The 18,784-nt window shown below is 44.2% G+C and carries 15 protein-coding genes; 11 read left to right on the forward strand and 4 right to left on the reverse strand.

Annotated features, from left to right (window positions below; all coding sequences use genetic code 11):
- Positions 1 to 42 precede the first annotated feature (42 nt).
- The 3 genes from ACP26M_RS22120 (at position 43) to ACP26M_RS22130 (ending at position 3,070) form a co-directional block, all read left to right on the forward strand.
- Positions 43 to 1,269, forward strand: a complete 1,227-nt coding sequence (locus tag ACP26M_RS22120) for an alanine dehydrogenase (protein ID WP_090532635.1) — start codon at positions 43 to 45, stop codon at positions 1,267 to 1,269.
- An 8-nt stretch (positions 1,270 to 1,277) separates the two neighbouring features.
- Positions 1,278 to 1,961, forward strand: coding sequence for a M15 family metallopeptidase (locus tag ACP26M_RS22125; RefSeq protein WP_426583352.1), 684 nt, complete (start codon positions 1,278 to 1,280; stop codon positions 1,959 to 1,961).
- A gap of 110 nt (positions 1,962 to 2,071) precedes the next feature.
- Entirely contained in the window at positions 2,072 to 3,070 is a 999-nt protein-coding gene (locus ACP26M_RS22130) for a YihY/virulence factor BrkB family protein (RefSeq protein ID WP_426583354.1), read from the forward strand.
- Positions 3,071 to 3,858: 788 nt separating this feature from the next.
- Here the strand turns inward: ACP26M_RS22130 and hisS are convergent.
- Both hisS and ACP26M_RS22140 read right to left on the reverse strand, forming a co-directional pair.
- Positions 3,859 to 5,400: a histidine--tRNA ligase gene (gene hisS, locus ACP26M_RS22135; protein ID WP_426583356.1), complete on the reverse strand. Its 1,542-nt coding sequence runs from the start codon at positions 5,398 to 5,400 to the stop codon at positions 3,859 to 3,861.
- A 269-nt stretch (positions 5,401 to 5,669) separates the two neighbouring features.
- Positions 5,670 to 6,701: a hypothetical protein gene (locus ACP26M_RS22140; RefSeq protein WP_426583358.1), complete on the reverse strand. Its 1,032-nt coding sequence runs from the start codon at positions 6,699 to 6,701 to the stop codon at positions 5,670 to 5,672.
- 958 nt (positions 6,702 to 7,659) lie between these two features.
- Here ACP26M_RS22140 and ACP26M_RS22145 point away from each other — a divergent pair.
- From ACP26M_RS22145 to ACP26M_RS22155, 3 genes are all read left to right on the forward strand, one after another.
- Complete coding sequence (locus ACP26M_RS22145; RefSeq protein ID WP_426583360.1) at positions 7,660 to 8,322, forward strand: 3-keto-disaccharide hydrolase; 663 nt, start codon at positions 7,660 to 7,662, stop codon at positions 8,320 to 8,322.
- Between the two features lie 131 nt (positions 8,323 to 8,453).
- Positions 8,454 to 10,190 carry a GMC family oxidoreductase gene (locus ACP26M_RS22150; RefSeq protein ID WP_426583362.1) on the forward strand — a complete coding sequence of 579 codons (1,737 nt, stop codon included), beginning with the start codon at positions 8,454 to 8,456 and terminating at the stop codon, positions 10,188 to 10,190.
- A 20-nt stretch (positions 10,191 to 10,210) separates the two neighbouring features.
- The gene (locus tag ACP26M_RS22155; protein ID WP_426583364.1) at positions 10,211 to 10,858 is read left to right on the forward strand and encodes a gluconate 2-dehydrogenase subunit 3 family protein; all 648 of its coding nucleotides are present in this window, start codon (positions 10,211 to 10,213) and stop codon (positions 10,856 to 10,858) included.
- Between the two features lie 229 nt (positions 10,859 to 11,087).
- Here the strand turns inward: ACP26M_RS22155 and ACP26M_RS22160 are convergent, their stop codons facing one another.
- Positions 11,088 to 12,653 (reverse strand): alpha-amylase family glycosyl hydrolase, encoded by a 1,566-nt coding sequence (locus ACP26M_RS22160; RefSeq protein ID WP_426583366.1) that lies wholly within the window; start codon positions 12,651 to 12,653, stop codon positions 11,088 to 11,090.
- Between the two features lie 311 nt (positions 12,654 to 12,964).
- On the opposite strand from ACP26M_RS22160, the gene ACP26M_RS22165 reads away from it, so the two are divergent.
- The 4 genes from ACP26M_RS22165 (at position 12,965) to ACP26M_RS22180 (ending at position 16,293) form a co-directional block, all read left to right on the forward strand.
- Complete coding sequence (locus ACP26M_RS22165) at positions 12,965 to 14,083, forward strand: Zn-dependent alcohol dehydrogenase (protein ID WP_426583368.1); 1,119 nt, start codon at positions 12,965 to 12,967, stop codon at positions 14,081 to 14,083.
- 8 nt (positions 14,084 to 14,091) lie between these two features.
- Positions 14,092 to 14,889: an alpha/beta hydrolase gene (locus ACP26M_RS22170; protein WP_426583370.1), complete on the forward strand. Its 798-nt coding sequence runs from the start codon at positions 14,092 to 14,094 to the stop codon at positions 14,887 to 14,889.
- A gap of 259 nt (positions 14,890 to 15,148) precedes the next feature.
- Complete coding sequence (locus ACP26M_RS22175) at positions 15,149 to 15,601, forward strand: 3-oxoacyl-ACP synthase (protein ID WP_426583372.1); 453 nt, start codon at positions 15,149 to 15,151, stop codon at positions 15,599 to 15,601.
- A gap of 311 nt (positions 15,602 to 15,912) precedes the next feature.
- A complete protein-coding gene (locus ACP26M_RS22180; protein WP_090532614.1) occupies positions 15,913 to 16,293 on the forward strand; it encodes an RNA recognition motif domain-containing protein in 381 nt (126 codons plus the stop codon).
- A 152-nt stretch (positions 16,294 to 16,445) separates the two neighbouring features.
- Here the strand turns inward: ACP26M_RS22180 and ACP26M_RS22185 are convergent, their stop codons facing one another.
- A complete protein-coding gene (locus ACP26M_RS22185; protein WP_426583375.1) occupies positions 16,446 to 17,654 on the reverse strand; it encodes a sensor histidine kinase in 1,209 nt (402 codons plus the stop codon).
- A gap of 211 nt (positions 17,655 to 17,865) precedes the next feature.
- Between ACP26M_RS22185 and ACP26M_RS22190 the strand changes: the two genes are divergently transcribed.
- Entirely contained in the window at positions 17,866 to 18,711 is an 846-nt protein-coding gene (locus tag ACP26M_RS22190; RefSeq protein WP_426583377.1) for a dienelactone hydrolase family protein, read from the forward strand.
- The last annotated feature ends 73 nt before the right edge of the window (positions 18,712 to 18,784 follow it).

The raw sequence follows: 18,784 nt of genomic DNA on the forward strand, positions 1-18,784 counted from the left end.
ATCGTTTTTTCTTATCTTCAACAGCCTTAAAAAAAACACATCATGAGTTCAGGGATATATAGCGGGTTTTCGGATATTGCCAAGCAAGCAATGTTGCAGCCCCAGGAGTCGTTGCTGGAGGTAAAAAGCAAAAAGAACAAGCTATACATCGGCATTCCCAAAGAGGTTTCCTTCCAGGAAAACCGCGTGCCGTTGACCCCGCTGTCGGTAGCGCTGCTGGTTAATAACGGCCACGAGGTAATGCTGGAGAGTAATGCCGGACAGGCCGCCAATTTTTCGGATAAGGATTACAGTGAGCAGGGCGCCCAGATAGTATATGATACCAAAAAAGTTTACGAGGCCGATATCATTATCAAAATAGCCCCTCCTACCACTCATGAAATTGAGCTGATGAAGCCCGGGCAGCTCCTGATCTCTACCCTGCAAATCGCTACGCTCAAGGCCGAAAGCATTCAGGCGCTGATGGCCAAAAAGATCACCGCGCTAAGTTTTGAGCATTTGCGCGATGAGGGCAATACCCTTACGGTGGTAAGGGCCATGAGCGAAATTGTGGGCGCTACTTCCATACTTATAGCAGCCGAATATTTAAGCAATGTTTTTGAAGGCAAAGGCCTGATGTTGGGCGGCATAACCGGCGTTCCGCCAACCGAAATCGTGATTCTGGGTGCCGGAACCGTGGGCGAATACGCGGCACGCACCGCCATATCATTGGGTGCCGAGGTTAAGGTATTCGATCCGTCGATATACAAACTCCGCCGCCTGCAAAACAATATCGGCAACCGCGTTTTCACATCGGTGGTACAGCCTATTGTATTAGAAAAAGCCATCACCACCTGCGATGTGGCCATAGGCGCGCTCCGTGCCGAAGATGGCCGCAGCCCCTGCATTATTTCTGAAGCTACCGTTAGCCGCATGAAACGCGACTCGGTGATCATTGATGTAAGTATTGACCAGGGCGGCTGTTTTGAAACATCCGAAGTTACCAATCATACCCACCCCGTTTTTCGCAAATATGATGTAATTCATTATTGTGTGCCTAACATCGCATCGCGTGTGGCCCGTACCGCTACCTATGCGCTCACCAATATTTTTGCACCGATACTGCTTGATATTGGCGATATGGGCGGCATCAAAAACCTCATCTGGCAAAAATCGGGGGTGCGTAACGCGGTTTATATTTACCAGGGCCAGCTTACCAATAAACACATTGGCGAGCGTTTTTCGATTCCCTGCAAAGACCTCGATTTGCTGATCGTATCGCACAGGTAAACAGTAATATGAATCGCCGGTATTTGATATTGCTGATATTTGTCGCGTGTGCTTTGCGCGTTAATGCGCAGCATTATAAATATATCGACAGTACAAAAATTTATGGTATTGCCCGCTATAAACTACAGGTTAAAGCAAGCCCGGATAAACAGCTGGTGGAAATAAAGAAATATATCCCCGAAATTATTTTAGACCTGCGGTATGCTACAACCAACAATTTCATGCACCGCCGCATGTATACTACTGGCAAAGCTTTTGCGCGTCTGCCCGTAGTGAAGGCGCTTCAACAGGTTGAAGCCGAATTAAAAATGCAGGGACTCGGTATTAAAATTTATGATGCCTATCGGCCATATTCGGTTACCGTTAATTTTTATGAAATGGCCCCCGATACTAACTTTGTAGCCGATCCACGCAAAGGCTCGAAGCATAACCGTGGCTGCGCTATTGACCTTTCCCTTATCAATATTAAAACCGGCAAAGAACTGGATATGCCAACCGGCTTTGATAGCTTTAGCCGTAAGGCCGGGGCAAACTATATGGATTTACCGCAGCAGCAAATTACAAACCGCGAGCTGCTGAAAACAGTAATGGCCAAATACGGCTTTAAAGTGCTGTCAACCGAATGGTGGCATTATGATTTTATAGGCTGGGCCGGGTATGAGTTGCTGGATATTCCCGTTCAGAGTTTATAATATGTTAGGCAGCCCTGTTTCAAAACTTACAACTTTTATTACAAAACCATACAAAAGGCATTAATATTGCTTAACCGTACATAAGCAGGGTTAATCTACAAAAAACAGGCATGAAATTTTTAAGCAAAGCATACTTTAAACAACTATGGAAGGTTCTGCTGGCATCGTTCACGGGCTTTTCAAAAGATAATGGCTTAAAATTAAGCGCCTCGCTGGCTTATTACACCGTTTTTTCAATTGCCCCGTTATTAATTATTGTAATATCGGTAGCCGGCCTGGTTTTTGGACGGGATGCCGCAACGGAGCGGTTGTACCCCGAAATTGTTCGTTATGTTGGCAAAACGCCGGCAGCACAGATTCAGGATGCCTTAAAGCACCTTGCGCTGTCGGGGAAATCGGGCATAGCGGTTATTATTGGCGGGGTTACGCTTTTATTGGGCGCGAGCAGTATTTTTATCGAGATCCAGGATTCACTTAATATAATCTGGAGGGTTAAAGCCAAGCCTAAAAGCGGCTGGATGCAATTGCTAAAAAACCGGTTTGTGTCCTTTTCGCTCATCATTAGCCTGGGCTTTTTATTGTTGGCATCGCTTATTATTAACCTGGTCATAAGTGCCCTGAAGGATCAGATCCAACATTTTTTTCCCGGTATCGATTCTTTTACGAAAGTATTTGTACAGGTGCTAAACCTGGGCATTACCCTGGTGGTGATCACTACCTTGTTTGGCATTATATTTAAGTTTTTGCCCGATGTTAAAATCAAATGGCGCGATGTGCGCAGCGGCGCGGTATTTACAGCAATTCTGTTTATGATAGGGCAGTATCTCATCAGTCTTTATATCCAATATACCGCGCAAGGGTCGGCCTATGGCGCAGCGGGTTCTATTATTGTGATATTGGTTTGGATCTATTATACATCGGCCATATTGTACATCGGTGCCGAGTTTACCCAGGTATTCGCCGAGGCCAGCGGGAGCCATATTGAGCCCGCAGATTACGCCGTTCATGTTCAACAAACCGAGGTTGAACACCGCGTAAAAACACTTCCACCTCAAAACCCGCAGCTTGAAGGGCATTTGAAAAAGAATGAGGGAGAGAAAAAAGGATAGGAAACATTAGGGACAAAACAGGTGTTATGCTGAGCTTATCGAAGCATGGCGGCCAGGCCTCTGCGCACGACTCTTCGGTAAACTCAGGGTGACGCGTCGCCACACGAGGAGAAAAAGGGGTGTCATGCTGAATGATTTAAATCCGTTGGATTCTGAAGGAGCAATGACATCTCCTCCACGTCATTGCTGAGTTATAAAGCAATCTCTTATAGCCAGACAAGGTGCTTAGTGGTATCGAACTTGCATCGTCGCGCTCTTGGCCGCGCGGGGCCAGATACGTTTTTCGCTATTGTTCATTTTTTAAGGTGCTCAAGAAGGCTCCGCCGTTTGTCTTGACACAAAAGTATCCAAAAAGTCAAGTCAGCAGATAGGCTTCTTTGCGCTCACCCACTCCACAGCCCCGCCGGCCTTTGCCCTGCAAAACGGGCAGAACCGCGGCTGCAATATTTTGCCCCGCTACGCTCGCGCTTTCCCAATGCTTCTGCAAAACTTGCTATGCCCCTTCCTGCGCTCAAGGCCACCATTGTTCTGTCCGCTTTCACCCGAAGCTTACCTGCTGACGGGAACATTCTTTATTTATTATGTCATGGGTAGGTTCTCGAAGCGTGGTGGGCTGGGACTCTGCGCGCGACCCTTCGATTGGTGCCATGACATGTTGTAGAATCCAGACTTACGAAGTTTTCAAAACTTCGTAAGTCTTCCCCGGCTTTGTTATTTGTTCTGAACTATAAAGGGAAATGAAAATAAGACGCGTACAAATCAAATTCTGTCAATCCAAGAAAAACCGTTTAATCCCGGTTCAGTTTTGCTACGATCTCATCCGCCGTCAATTTCTCCTGAACCCCGCTTGCCATGTCTTTAAATGTCAATAACCCGGTTTGCATTTCATCGTCGCCGATAACTACCACATAAGGGATGTTTTTGTTGTTAGCGTACTCCATCTGCTTTTTGATTTTCGCACCTGCCGGATAGAGTTCGGTGTTGATATTATGGCGGCGGAGCTGCTGTAATAGAGGTAAACTATAAAGTTCGCCTTCTTTATCGAAATTGCATATAAGTACCTGCGTGGTTTGATTGCTGCCGGCCGGGAAAAGGTTTAGTTCTTCCAGTACGTCATAGATCCTGTCGGCCCCGAAGGAGATGCCGGCACCGGTAAGGCGTTGTTTGCTATCGAACATGCCGGTAAGGTCGTCATAACGTCCGCCGCCGCCAATGCTGCCCATATTTACTTCGTTGGTTTTCACCTCGAAGATGGCGCCGGTATAATAGTTTAAGCCGCGCGCAAGGGTGATGTCCAATTCAAGCTTAGCGGTTTGAAGCGGGCAGCGTTCTATATAGCCGAAAACGGTTTCTATTTCGTCGCAGCCTTTTAAGCCGATCTCTGATTGGGCTAATGCTTCCCGAAGGTTTGCCAGCTTTTCGGTGTTGTTGCCTTCCAACAGGATAACAGGTTTTAGTTTGTCGATATCGGCATCGGTAAAACCTTTTTCAAGCAGTTCTTTAATCACGCCATCGAGGCCGATCTTGTCCAGTTTGTCAATGGCTACAGTTAAATCAATGATGTTATCAGCTTTGTCTATAACTTGCGCAATTCCTGATAGTATTTTTCTATTATTGATTTTAATGCTGAAGTCTTTAAGGCCAAGTTGGGTTAAAGCTTCATCATAGATCATGATAAACTCGGCTTCGTTCAGTAGTGAATCAGAGCCTACCACATCGGCATCGCATTGGTAAAACTCACGGTAACGGCCACGTTGGGGCCTGTCGGCACGCCAAACCGGCTGCACCTGGAAACGTTTGAATGGAAAAGTGATCTCGTTTTGGTGTTGAACTACGTAACGGGCAAAAGGCACGGTAAGGTCATAGCGTAGGGCTTTTTCGGAGATTTCTGAAGTTATTCTCTTTGACGTTAAGGACTCATTTATAAAATAAATCAGTTGGCTTTCAATCTCACTTTGCTTTCCTTGCGCTGCTAATATTGTTGAATTAAGCGTATCCGAATTTGTTTTTGAATCCATCGATGCAAGAACTTTGTCCTGAAGTTGTCTTTGATGGAGTGTTTGACCTGAAAGATCTAATAGCTTTTTATATGTTAATGTTTTTTCAAGATATTCTCCGCTGTCTAATACTTTAAATATCAGTCTATCCCCTTCTTCGCCATATTTCCCCATTAAGGTTGATGAGTTTTCCATGGTGGGTGTTTCTATCTGCTGATAGCCATATTTGCGGAAAACGGATTTAATAGTATCGAAAATATAATTGCGTTTCACCATTTCGGCAGGTGAAAAATCGCGGGTGCCCTTGGGTACGGATGGTTTAATGGATGCCATGCGGCAAATGTACAAAAAAGAGGGTTATGCGATGGATTGTCGTGTCTGTTACTAAGCATGCGGGCCACAAGCCGGGAGGCTTGCGGCAGCGATAAAAAAAGAGAAGCGGTTTCGCCTGCGAAACCGCTTCTCTTTTCCCCTTTGCTAACGCCCGGCTCTTGCCGGGTGTTGACTATCAAACGGCCTCTGGCCGCCGAAGCCCCGTTATACAGGCCAGAGGCCTGGAAATAGTTGCCACCCGGCTGGAGCCGAGCGCCGGCGTAGTTTTTTTACTTATGTGTATGAAAACTCAGGCTTGTTGCAAAGCCAATGGTAACATAACCGTAGCTGTCTTCGAAAAACTGGTTATAATCATCCTGCCCGCGGTAACCTCCGCCAACCATAAGGGCAGCATCAGGCATAAACGGAAACTGGTAATAGTATTTCAGGCTGACGTTTAAACGCTTCTTAAAATCAAAAGTTGAGTAATTATCGTACTTATCGACAATATAGGTAAAGTCGAACCGGATGCGCTGCCAGTTTTGGTATACTTTTTTGTTCTTGTCAATAGGGTCGGTATAGGCTTTGGCGAAGTTGTACATACGACTACCATTAATGCGGATAAAGCCATAATGATCTTTCAAGCCTTCGGACAAGCCAAGGTTAAACAAACCGGCGTGGACCTCTAAACCCAGGTTGTCATAGCGGTTGATGATCAGGTCTTTTTTATCAAAGCGTTTGCCGCTGTAATAAGTTAAAGTATAAAAGTTGGTGGTGAACTTGCCGCTATCGCGGTTAAAGCTGCCGTCGGGATTAAGTGATGGTCCGCGTACGCCGTTGGAATGATGTGAGTAACCGAACGAAAAGAACTTTGGATTGTAAGTGTCCTCGTTCACCCTGAAATACACCGTACCGCCCGGCATAAAGCTTGGCGATTTTACCGGTGCGCCATGTGAGGCCAGCAGGCGGATCTTCACCCGTGGAGTAAAGACGAAAAAGAACCGCGACTTTGGCGTGCTGAATAAAACAAAGTTCGGTGCCAGATCGGCAGTAAGCTGGGTTTTTATTTTGTTAAAGTAATCGTTTCCTCCTTCTGATACCCGCAGGTTTTGCTCGTAAATGTAATCAAATGCCTGGTTAATCAGCCGCTTTTTCATCAGTGCGCTGTCGGCCAGTGTATCGGCCGGGGTAGCTGTGCGGGTATTCGCAGCCGTTGTGAAATTGTCAACAGTAATAAAAATAAAAAGTATGCAAATTGCTTTTAATGCAAACGTTAAACCAGATTTCTTGAAACCAGGTTTTATAAAATAAAAATTGATCAATGTAGTAAGTGTTAATTACCGATAATGCTTGGGTTATAGTTATTTATGATTAATCCTATGTGTTAAAATACGGTTAACCACAATGGCGCAATATTACCTATTATAAGTTTTTTTGCAATTGGGCATATGTCAGCATTAAGTAAATGTATCGGTAATCGGCATCTTGTGACATTAACCGGAAATTATGTGCACTTGTTGGCTGTTTCTCAACCGGCCTCAAGCCGGCGCGGGTATAGCGTTTGTTAAGCCCAGGCTTATTTTGCCCCTGGGGCAAAACAACACATTTCCACCCGGAATTATGGTGACGGAATTTTGTCAGTACGCGGCCCTATTCTTTCCGTTTAATCCCAAAAACCTTTAAAATCTATGAAAAACAGCTAAATTAAATAGGGTTTTTAAGGCCCGCATATGAAACACCTAAAGCCACTTCTTCAGGTTTTACTCACTGATAATCAGTTGTTTAGTGTTGTTTTGTGGTGTTTTGTGGTGGCTGATTATCAATGTGTTTCATAAAAAAGGCGTTCCGCTGTTTCACTCTCAAAAAATGGAACATTACTGTTTTTAAAAAAATACCGGCCGATGGTTTTTCGCTTTTTTGTGGGAATCAAAAAATTGGGGCACCTCATTTGTTACAATCAGATACCCTTTCTGTGTTATCCATCTACCATAAATTATCCATTGTAACCAAGCTTTTACCTCGGTTTTCGCAGGCTTATACTTTATTTTTGCGATAATCGTTTTAGCATTAAAAAAAAGCCGATATATTTAACCCGACCTAAAAAAATGTTCACTTAATTTGCAATTAAAACGTTTTATCAAAATATGCCCTTAAACAGTTTTATACTTTTTAAGTCAGATACCTTGTACAAAGCAAAACAATGAAACCAACAGGAGCCGCCGCAACCAACCAACGCTATTTTAATGGCGGTTCTGATACTATAAAAACAACTATAATTTTATGAAAAAAATCATGCTTGGCCTGATGGCCATCCCGGCTTTTTGCCTGTCGGTATCGGCACAAACCAAACTGTTCGATGGGAAAACCACCAATGGCTGGCACACCTACTTAAAAAAGGACGTTGTGGGCTGGAAGGTTGTCGACGGTGCTTTGCAACTCGATCCGCAGGCAGCAGAAGGTCATGGCGATCTGGTTACCGATGGCGAGTACGAAAACTACGAACTTACCTTAGAGTGGAACATCAGCAAAGAGGGTAACAGCGGTATCATTTTCGGGGTGCATGAAGACCCTCAATTTGGCGCAACTTACTTAACTGGCATGGAAATGCAGGTGCTTGATAATAAAGATGCGAGCGACAACAAAAAAGCCAACCACCTTGCCGGCTCATTGTATGATATGATTGCCCCTTCAAAAGATGTATGCAAGCCGGCCGGCGAATGGAATAAAGTGAAGCTGCGTAAAAAAGATGGTCAGCTTACTTTCTGGCTTAACGGCACCCAAATTGTTGATGTAAAAATGGGCAGCGACGAATGGAACAAAGTATTAGCTGATAGCAAGTTTAAAAACTGGAAAGGTTTTGCCCAATATCCTAAAGGCCATATTGCTTTGCAGGATCACGGTCACCTGGTTAGCTACCGTAACATTAAACTGAAAGAGCTTTAATATTTTTTATGAACAGGATGCTTATATAGTGGCCTGTTCATATCTTTACCATAACTTAAATTGTGTTTTAACATGCTCCAGGCATGTGTAATTTCCTCTCCCTATAAGAAAGAAGGATACTTTGATATAATATGAGCGATCTGCAAATTAAAAAATCATCAGCCACCTATGATGTGGTGATTGTTGGTTCGGGTGCCGGCGGGGGTATGGCCGGTTACGTATTGGCCAACGCCGGGATAAAAGTTTTAATGCTTGAGGCCGGTGCTTACTTTGACCCTGCTAAAGATTCACAACAGTTAAAATGGCCATGGGAGTCGCCGCGCCGCGGTGCCGGTACTACCCGTCCTTTCGGCGATTTTGACGCTGCCTATGGCGGTTGGGAAATCGACGGCGAACCTTACACTACCAAAGATAAAACAGAGTTTTTCTGGTTCCGCTCGCGGATGCTGGGTGGCCGTACCAATCACTGGGGCCGGATCTCGTTAAGGATGGGCCCGCGTGATTTCCAGGCCAAAGACGGCCTTACCGACGATTGGCCAATCACCTATGATGATGTTAAGCCATACTATGATAAGGTTGACCGTATGATAGGTGTTTACGGGACCAAAGAAGGTTTGGAGAACGAACCGGATGGTATTTTCCTGCCTCCTCCAAAACCAAGACTTAATGAGCTTTATATAGTAAAAGGTGCTCAAAAAGCTGGCGTTAAAATTATTCCGGGCCGTGGTTCGGTATTAACAGAAGCTTTACCGGGCAATAAAGACCGTGGCGCATGTTTCTTCTGCGGGCAGTGCGGTCGCAGTTGTAAAGTTTATGGTGACTTCTCGGCATCGTCATGTTTGGTAATCCCGGCTATTAAAACCGGTAACTTAAAAGTTATTACCAATGCTATGGTGCGCGAGGTAATAACCAACGCCGAAGGCCTGGCTACTGGCGTATCATATGTTAATAAAGAGGATATGCAGGAGTACCAGGTTAACGCTAAAACAGTTATTCTTGGTGCAAGTGCAGGCGAATCGGCCAGGATCCTGCTTAACTCGAAATCGGCCCAGCACCCGGGCGGTTTGGCTAACAGCAGTGGTGTTGTTGGTCGTTACTTGCATGACTCAACAGGCTCAAGCGCCGGTGGTTTCCTTCCACAGTTGATGGACCGCAAGCGTTATAATGAAGACGGCGTTGGCAGTGTACACATCTACTCGCCATGGTGGCTTGATAATAAAAAACTGGATTTCCCTCGCGGTTATCACATTGAATACGGCGGTGGTTTACATATGCCATCGTACGGTTTCAGCGGTGGTATCCAGAACATGAATGGTGTTGTCCCTGGTCGCGACGGTAAAATGAAAGAGGCCGGTGGTTACGGAGCATCATTGAAAGATGACTACCGCCGTTTTTATGGTACCCAATTTGGTATGGCCGGTCGTGGTACTGCTATTGCCCGTTATGATAACTATTGCGAAATTGATCCTAACGTAGTTGATAAATACGGGATCCCGGTGTTGCGTTTCCATTACAAATGGGCTCCTGAAGAAATTAAACAGGCTAAGCACATGCAGGAAACCTTCCAGGAAATTATGCATAACATGGGCGGAGCCATATACGGGCCGCCGCAAGGTCCTGAAACCAATTATGGTTTGGAAGCTCCGGGTAAGATCATTCATGAAGTTGGTACTATCCGCATGGGTAACGACCCTAAAAAATCGGCGCTAAATAAATGGTGCCAGGCGCATGATTGTAAAAACCTGTTTGTGGTTGATGCCGCTCCGTTTGTACAACAAGGGGATAAAAACGCAACATGGACAATCCTTGCATTGTCAATGCGTACCGCAGAATACATTATTCAGGAAAGAAAAAAATTAAACGTTTAACAAGCTAACATAACAATTTTATGAACAGACGTGACTCCCTCAAAGCCCTGGGCTTGGGTACACTTTCGGCAGGATTATTACTGGAGGCCTGTAAAACCGATACAAAAAAAGGCGCGGAAGAAACAACCACCGCGGCAGCCGGCGATGAAGTAGGTCGCCAGCCGTTTGAAGTTGAGCGGGATAAAAAACTGCATGCCGATAAATTTTTCACCGCCGCCGAAATGGCTACCATCACTGTGCTGGCCGATATCATTATCCCAAAAGATGAAAAATCGGGCAGCGCATCTGATGCCAAGGTGCCGGATTTTATAGAGTTTATTGTAAAAGATATGCCCGATCATCAAACTCCCATGCGTGGTGGTTTACGCTGGCTCGATTTGCAATGCCTTAACCGTTTCGGCAAGCCATTTACCGACTGCACTAAAGATCAGCAGATCCAGCTAATTGATATGATCGCTTACCCTAAAAAAGCCAAACCAGAAATGGCCCAGGGCGTAGCTTTCTTCAACCGCATGCGCGATCTTACTGCTTCGGGCTTTTTCACCAGCGAAATCGGGGTGAAAGATATTGGCTACGCAGGTAACCAACCCGGCAAATGGACAGGTGTACCTGATGATATCCTGAAACATTACGGCATGGAAAATGTGAAAGCTTCGGCTTCGATGTAAGAAGTTTAATGAATCCGTCATTGCGAGGAACGAAGCAATCCCCGATAAGCAGAGCCGCTTTGTATAGTTTGGGATTGCTTCGTTCCTCGCAATGACGTTTTTTTTATTTGTGCCAGCTACTTCAGTTCTTAACTTGGGTTTGCGTTTATAACGCGACCGGCGATACAATCACCGAACCATATTAAGCGCTCGTTGCAAACGAGCGCAAGTTTTAAACGGGCGCAGGTTTTTACTTCAACTCCCAAGCCTCCACCCCAAACGCTGGCAAATTAACCGCCAGCTTTCCTCCCTTTGCTACCGGTTTTGCGTCCCCAATAATATTAACCGGATTGCCTCCGGCTTCAAAAGTCGCTCCTGTTTCTTTATCCGACAGGTTTATTGCCACCAGTATAGTTTGTCCGGCATCCTTCCTTATAAAGCTAAAAACATGATCATTATCATTGCCGATGGTTTTATAACTGCCGTCAGCAAAAGCGGGATTTGCTTTGCGGATGGCGATCATCTGTTTATAGTAATGCCATAATGAGTTTGGGTCCTGTTTTTCTTCTTCGAGGGAGATACCATCATTAGGCTTATCGTTATTAAACTGATCTTTCCAGGGGCCGGTTTGTTTATACCACAGGGCCATGCCTTTGCCTGTATCGCTTCTGTACCATTCAAAAGCTTCCCTGTCGGGAATTTCATTGGCATCGGTAGCGCCAAAATTTGCCGTGGTGCCGGTCATGCCCAACTCCTGTCCGTAGTAAATGGATGGAATGCCGCCCATTAACAGGTTAAATGCACAGCCAGCTTTTAGTTTAGCCAGATCGCCTTTAACCGCATAGCTAAACCTCGGCACATCGTGGTTCTCAATAAAAACTACCTGTTGTTTACCGGGCGGCAGCATAGTCAGCGTTGAATCGGCATTGGCCAACAGCAGCTTTTTATCAAACGATCGGATAGCAAAACACAGCCGCAACCCAAATACCCGGTCAACGCCGCCATGTTCCAGGTATTCAGTACCAAGACTAAACCAGTTGGCTTGTTCAGCTACTATTTTAATTTTAGGGTTGATGGTCCTTAGCTTGGTTAGTAAAGGGTTCCAGAAAGTATCGAATAAATGTGGAAGACGGCCTTTATTATCCAGGTCGTCCATCATATGGTCAAGCCTGAAACCGTCTACTCCATCATCAAATTTGCCATCACCATTAGGGTCTATCCAGTAGCTGAACAATTTTAGATTATAAGCCTTAGAAGCCTCGCTGTTAAGATTTGCGGTAGTTATTTTGCGGGTTACGCTGTCGTAACCTGTCAGCCCCGTGAGGTTATATACTATGGTTGACGGCTTTTTGTTGTCCTTATCATCCCATAAAATATAATCACTGTAGTTTGATTTGGGATTTCCGAAGGCTTCTTTCCACCAGCGGGAATCTTCGGTTACATACTGGGTTTCCATATCCATATAAAATTTCATCCCCCGGCGGTGCAGCTCTTTGATCAGTTTAAGGTAGTCGGCCAGGGAGCCATATTTCGGGTCGATCTTCTCAAAATCAATGGCAAAGTAATTATGATAAAAAGCGGATTGGTAAAGTGGGGTAAGCAATATTGACGTAACCCCGAGTTCCTGTATATAATCAAGCTTTTTGCGGATGCCATTCAGGTCGCCGTGATAATCGCCATTACTATCGTAAAAACTTCGCTGGAATACATGGTAAATAATTTCGTTATTACCCAGCGCTCCCGTTTGGGCCTTAACGCCGGCGGGGATAAAGCCAAACGATAAACAGCCCAGGATAAAAAGCTTATTTAGTTTCATGGTTTGTTATAATTGGAGTTTAAAGTAACGTAAAGGGTTGATTATTAACAATAACTACAGGTGTGAAAAACTGGTGTATTTTATCCGGCGACCCTTTAAAAATATTGTCAAATGCAAGAAAAAGCGCCTGCGAGGATAATATAGGCCACTTTTTGGACAATTTGCTAAAGTTTTAGAATCATGGCTTAACCTACTTTTGTTACATAGGTTTGGCGAATCCAGCACTGCTAATATGGCAAGCTATAGTGGTTGCTATTATTTGCTCAACTGGTTTAATGGCGCATGAAAAGCGTTTAACATATCCTTCAATTATGGCTATAATATGCAAGGCGGCTATTGCCAATGGAAAGGGTGGTTTTTCGGTACAGGATATTGTGGTGAACGAACCGAAAGATGATGAAGTGCTGGTTAAAATAAAAGCAGCGGGACTTTGCCATACCGATCATGACTCGTTAAGCTGGGGAAAGCAGTTCATTATAGGGCATGAAGGTGCTGGTATTGTGGTTTCGGTTGGGAAAAATATTAGCAGTGTACTACCTGGCGATAAGGTGATCTTAAACTGGGCCATGCATTGCGGCAAATGCTTTCAGTGCCTGGAGGATAATCTGCATTTGTGTGAAGTAGCCTCGCCGGTTGCAGCCGGCGGGAATGGCTACACTCCGGGCCATGCCGGCCTTGACGGAACAACGCTTAATGGGGATCCCATTTTAAGGTCTTTCAATATCGGTACCATAGCCGGATATACTTTGGTAAAAGAGTCGGCAGTGGTGAAAAACACATCGGAAACCATGTCATTCCCTGCGGCAAGTATCATCAGTTGCGGCGTAATGACGGGTTATGGGTCTGTGGTGAATGCGGCTAAACTAAAATCAGGTTCATCGGCAGTGGTGCTGGGTACCGGCGGTGTTGGCCTTAATGTGATACAAGGTGCAAAAATTGCCGGCGCAGGTATGATCATAGCCATTGATATTAACCCCACCCGGCTTGAAATGGCTGTTAAGTTTGGTGCAACACACACTATTTTAGCCACGAAAGATGATATAGGCCTCCTTAAGGCCGCCGAAGAAGTAAAAAAACTTACCGGTGGCCGCGGGGCCGATTATGCTTTTGAATGCACCGCTATTCCCGAATTGGGAGCAGCCCCTTTAGCTATGGTGCGCAATGCCGGTACGGCCGTACAGGTAAGCGGTATTGAACAGGACATCACCATTGATATGCGCCTTTTTGAATGGGATAAGATTTACCTTAACCCGCTTTATGGTAAGTGCCGCCCGCAAATTGATTTTCGGGATATAGTACAACATTATACCAGCGGGCACTTATTACTTGAAGAAATGATTACACGTACATATTCTATAAACGAACTTGATAAAGCTTTTGATGACATGCTGAAAGGCAGGAATGCCAAAGGGGTTATCGTGTTCGACTAAAAAAGCTCATGCCATTTAAAACAACAGAAATTTCCAATCCGCAATATGAAAGTAATCAGCTACGGTTTATAACTGTAAAAACGCCCAATTTAAAGGGCCGGGGTGATATTTGCGTATACGTTCCGCCCGGAGCCAATAAAAACGAGGTTTTACCTATTGTAATATTACTGCACGGGGTATATGGCAGCGCCTGGAGCTGGGCCATGAGCGGGGGCGTTCATTTAAAAACCAATGAGCTGATTGAAAAAGGCGAATTGCCAAAAATGATATTAGCCATGCCGTCAGACGGGCTTTGGGGTGATGGCTCAGGTTATTTGCCACATAGCGGCTTTAATTTTGAGCAATGGATAGCCGAGGATGTTCCAACTGCTGTAATGGAAAACATTCCCGGTGCAAAGCAAAACTCACCGCTTTTTATAGCGGGCTTATCTATGGGCGGCTTCGGTGCTTTGAGGATAGGCGCAAAATACGGGCATAAATTTAAAGCTATCTCGGGCCTCTCATCTATAACAAGCTTGCCGCAAATCAAACTTTTTGCCGGCGAGCCCTTAAAAACCTATGCACAGGATATTGTGGCCGATGAAGATGTGTTTGCAACATTTAAAAAATACAGGGCCCAGCTGCCGCCTGTTCGGTTTGATTGCGGTATAAATGATTTGCTGATTAATTATAATCGTGACCTGCATAAAAAGCTGGATAAGGAGAAGATTCCTCATATTTATGAAGAAAACCAGGGCGGACACGAGTGGTCATACTGGGCAAAACATATTATTTCAACCCTTAAATTTTTTGCCGGTAAACTGTAGATGAGGCTGTTAATATACACTAAGGACTGGCTTGTAATGTGCGAATATCATTATTTTGTCAGTTTTAATTAGGCTGACATACCATTATTGCACTTAATAACGTTTATCTACTTTGTAGGTTAACGCCTGCAAATAGTGATAAGGTTTAGGTTTAAAGCCCCCAAGCAGCGAGTGCAAGGGGGCTTTTATTTTACAGCAGTTTTTCTGCCAATAAAATTTGATCTTTTCACCTATTTTAGTCTTTTGTTTGATATCATAAATGGGCGATCTGAAGAAAGAATTACATCAATTGTGTGTTAATCATGTGCGTAAAATCATGGAGGCCGCGGAACTTGCCATAGCCGATGCCCAAAGGGCGTCAACCGATGATACCAAAAGCAGCGCGGGTGATAAATATGAAACCGGGCGTGAAATGATGCAGCAGGAAACCAACCGCAATATGGCGCAGCTAAATGAAGCCAACAAACTATTGGTGGCTTTAAACCGCATCAATACCACCGGGGTATCGATGCATGCCGAATCCGGCAGTGTGATATTTACCAATAAGGGCAATTTTTACCTGGCAATAAGCGCGGGCGCTTTAATGCTTGATGGCAAAACTTATTTTGCGGTGTCGCCGGCATCGCCTGTAGGAAACCTGCTTAGCGGTAAAAAAGCGGGGGAAGAGTTTACCCTGAATGGCAAACGCTACCAGATCGAATCGGTAGTTTAAATTTTTGCTGCTGATTTATCTCCGGAAAATAAATTTTTGTTATGTTAATATTAAAAAAATATTGACAGCGCTTTCTTTACATATTTATTTTACAAAAACAGCACGCTTTTAAAACAAAAGCAATTAACCTTTGTATTAATAGGTTGGCTTTTTTGATTTATCTTCCCAAAACGATCAAAAAAAATATTTTTTTTAAAATAAAAGCATTCATTCACATAAACATGCAGTAATCATCAAATATCTATTACTATATTTGATGTTAACAAAACGTGGGTAATTAACAAAGCATGCCCATTAAAAACTAAATATTAATGAACATATTCGTAGGAAGTCTTCCTTTTTCTTTAGGGGAAGCCGATTTAAAGCAGCTTTTCGAAGCTTATGGTGAAGTTAACTCCGTAAAAATTATTATTGACAGGGAATCAGGAAGAAGCAAAGGGTTCGGATTCATTGAAATGGCAGATGATGAGGCAGCACAACAAGCTATAAGCGGCCTAAACGGTTCTGAAGTTAAAGGTAGATCAATTGCAGTAAGCCAGGCAGAAGAGAAAAAACCAGGCGGTGACCGCAGAAGCAGTGGCGGTGGCTACGGTGGTGGTAACCGTGGCGGCGGTGGTTACGGTGGCGGCAACCGCGGTGGCGGTGGCGGCTATTCAAGAGATAACCGTGGCGGCGGCGGCAAAAGCTGGTAAAAATATAATCTAAGGTAAAATACCGGGCTTTTAGGCCGGTATTTTACCTTAAGCATTGCATCTATAATCTACCTTCAGGAAACAACTTATTTAGGGATTTTTTTGCCTACGCAAATCTTTATGCCCTATTATTCTCCGGACAGGTTCTTTTATTATTGCATTTTTTGCGGTAGCCTTACCTCAAATACAGTCCCTTCGCCAGGTTTTGAGTAGATACTGATTGTCCCTTTAAGGGTTTCAATCAGATGTTTTACTAATGCCAGCCCAAAGCCAAAGCCGGCTTCGCCAGTTGTGCCTGCTGTTGACGCTGCATTGCCTTTCAGTATTTTTTCGATACCTTTTTCATCTATGCCAACACCACTGTCCTTCACCTGGATTTGCAGTATATGGGTATGGTCGTTCAGTTCGAGACTCAGGTCTGCATTAACATAACCGCCGGCCGGAGTAAATTTTATGGCGTTTGAGATGAGGTTCCCCGTTATTTGTAATAGTTTATTCCGGGCAAAGGGAACCCGCTCCGATTCGGATGAGGTTGTAACCGTAAGCAAAATGTTTTTATTGCGGGCTTGTGGAATAAAAAGCCGTTCAATTTTATCTTTAAATACCAGCAGGTTAAATTCCGCCCCATTGGATATGCGTTTATGATCGTTTTTATCAGCACTCAGGATCTCATCTGCAAGCTCCAGTATCGACCGCCCGCTTTTATGGATCAGGTTGGTAAACTCCAGCACTTCTTCTATCTGGTTTGCCTCTCCCTGTTCGCTGATCAGCTGGGCGAGGCCGATGATCCCGCTTAACGGCCCGCGGATATCATGAGCCACCTTTTTTTGAATTTCGCTGGCTTCAGCAAGCTTACTTTTTAGTTTGTTAATTACTTTCAGGTCTTTTAACCTGCTTAGTATTTCATTAGCAATGATCTTTAAAAGTTCAACCTTTTCGGGAGTGAGTTCTTTAACGTTTTTATCAAGCACACATAAGGCCCCGATATTATGATCGTCGCCTACCTTTAGCGGTATGCCATAATAATATCTTAATTTGGGTCCGTCGGTTACATAAAATTTATCCCGGAAACGTTCGTCATTCCGTAAGTCTTCAACCTCAAAATACTCTCCGTCTATAATAGTATACTGACAAACCGAATCCTCACGCGGCATTTGTTCGATTTCTAAACCATGACCACTGATGCTCCATTGGGTATAGGAGTCGATAAGGTTAACCAGCGAAACCTCCGTACCGGCAACCTTGGCTGCCAGCTTGGCCAGGTCTTTAAAACTGTCTTTGTGTTCGGTATAATCAAGATCAAACTCCGAAAGGCTTAAAAGCCTTTCCATTTCATTATCAGGAATTGGCGGGACAGGCATATTAATATATATTGATAATTATTATATACGTGCTTTTACCCACATAAGATTCAATGGATAATAAACAGGCGTGCATTAAATTTTAGGTAATTGTGTATGCATTATCGTAAATTTATGCCGGTTAATCACATTAACCCCCGCAACTAAAACTATATTATCAACGTAATTGTTTTAACGCACATCAGCGTTAATTAACATAAAATTGAACCCTATGAAAAAACTGCTCTTATTTACATTATTTATCGGCATAGCCACTATAACTTCTGCGCAGCGCAAAATAGTTTGCTGCAGTAATCCATCGGCAACACAGCAGTTTGCCATGCTGGCCTCCGATACCCGGTTCAAATTGTCGCACAAAAATCCTTTGCCAATCCGCTTTCAAAGCAGTATAGGCGAGGTCATCACCTACAAAACATCCGACGGGAAACAGGCATCAGCATTTTTTATGAAAGCTAAAAAACCTACTAACAATTATCTATTGGTGATACATGAATGGTGGGGCCTTAATGACTATGTAAAAAAAGAATCAGAAAAGCTTTATAATGACCTGGGTAACGTCAACATCATTGACCTTGACCTATACGACGGCAAGGTAGCTGCCACACGCGAAGACGCGGGGAAATTTATGCAAGCGGTAAATGACGACAGGGCCCGCGCTATAGTAAACGGAGCCATAGCATATGCCGGCCCCAAAGCACATATTGCTACTGTTGGCTGGTGCTTTGGCGGCGGGTGGAGTTTGCAAACCAGCTTACTTGCGGGTAAAAAGGCGGTAGCTTGTGTAATGTATTATGGCATGCCCGAACAGGATGTAAATAAACTAAAAACCTTAAACGCCGATGTGCTGGGGAACTTCGCCAATAAAGATCAGTGGATTAACCCTAAGGTTGTAGCCAAATTTGATGCTGATATGAAAGCCGCCGGAAAAAAGGTTTATCTGCACCAGTATGATGCCGACCATGGTTTTGCAAACCCGAGCAATCCTATTTATAACAGCGATGCTACCAAAGACGCTTATGCAAATACGCTGGTGTTTTTAAAAGCAAGATTGAAGTAAACAAAATTAACAGTATCGTGTTGTATGGGGCAAGCTTTGGCATGCCCCATTTTTTTGTAACATTGCATAAAAA

The organism is Mucilaginibacter sp. R-33 (assembly GCF_049949235.1).
In the GTDB taxonomy this organism is placed as follows: domain Bacteria; phylum Bacteroidota; class Bacteroidia; order Sphingobacteriales; family Sphingobacteriaceae; genus Mucilaginibacter.

Coding starts and splice junctions, on each gene's coding strand:
- ACP26M_RS22185 (WP_426583375.1), bottom strand. CDS start 17,654: ATGCCTGTCCCGCCAATTCCTGATAATGAAATGGAAAGGCTTTTAAGC.
- ACP26M_RS22150 (WP_426583362.1), top strand. CDS start 8,454: ATGAGCGATCTGCAAATTAAAAAATCATCAGCCACCTATGATGTGGTG.
- ACP26M_RS22190 (WP_426583377.1), top strand. CDS start 17,866: ATGAAAAAACTGCTCTTATTTACATTATTTATCGGCATAGCCACTATA.
- ACP26M_RS22145 (WP_426583360.1), top strand. CDS start 7,660: ATGAAAAAAATCATGCTTGGCCTGATGGCCATCCCGGCTTTTTGCCTG.
- ACP26M_RS22160 (WP_426583366.1), bottom strand. CDS start 12,653: ATGAAACTAAATAAGCTTTTTATCCTGGGCTGTTTATCGTTTGGCTTT.
- ACP26M_RS22175 (WP_426583372.1), top strand. CDS start 15,149: ATGGGCGATCTGAAGAAAGAATTACATCAATTGTGTGTTAATCATGTG.
- ACP26M_RS22155 (WP_426583364.1), top strand. CDS start 10,211: ATGAACAGACGTGACTCCCTCAAAGCCCTGGGCTTGGGTACACTTTCG.
- ACP26M_RS22125 (WP_426583352.1), top strand. CDS start 1,278: ATGAATCGCCGGTATTTGATATTGCTGATATTTGTCGCGTGTGCTTTG.
- ACP26M_RS22120 (WP_090532635.1), top strand. CDS start 43: ATGAGTTCAGGGATATATAGCGGGTTTTCGGATATTGCCAAGCAAGCA.
- hisS (WP_426583356.1), bottom strand. CDS start 5,400: ATGGCATCCATTAAACCATCCGTACCCAAGGGCACCCGCGATTTTTCA.
- ACP26M_RS22180 (WP_090532614.1), top strand. CDS start 15,913: ATGAACATATTCGTAGGAAGTCTTCCTTTTTCTTTAGGGGAAGCCGAT.
- ACP26M_RS22165 (WP_426583368.1), top strand. CDS start 12,965: ATGGCTATAATATGCAAGGCGGCTATTGCCAATGGAAAGGGTGGTTTT.
- ACP26M_RS22170 (WP_426583370.1), top strand. CDS start 14,092: ATGCCATTTAAAACAACAGAAATTTCCAATCCGCAATATGAAAGTAAT.
- ACP26M_RS22130 (WP_426583354.1), top strand. CDS start 2,072: ATGAAATTTTTAAGCAAAGCATACTTTAAACAACTATGGAAGGTTCTG.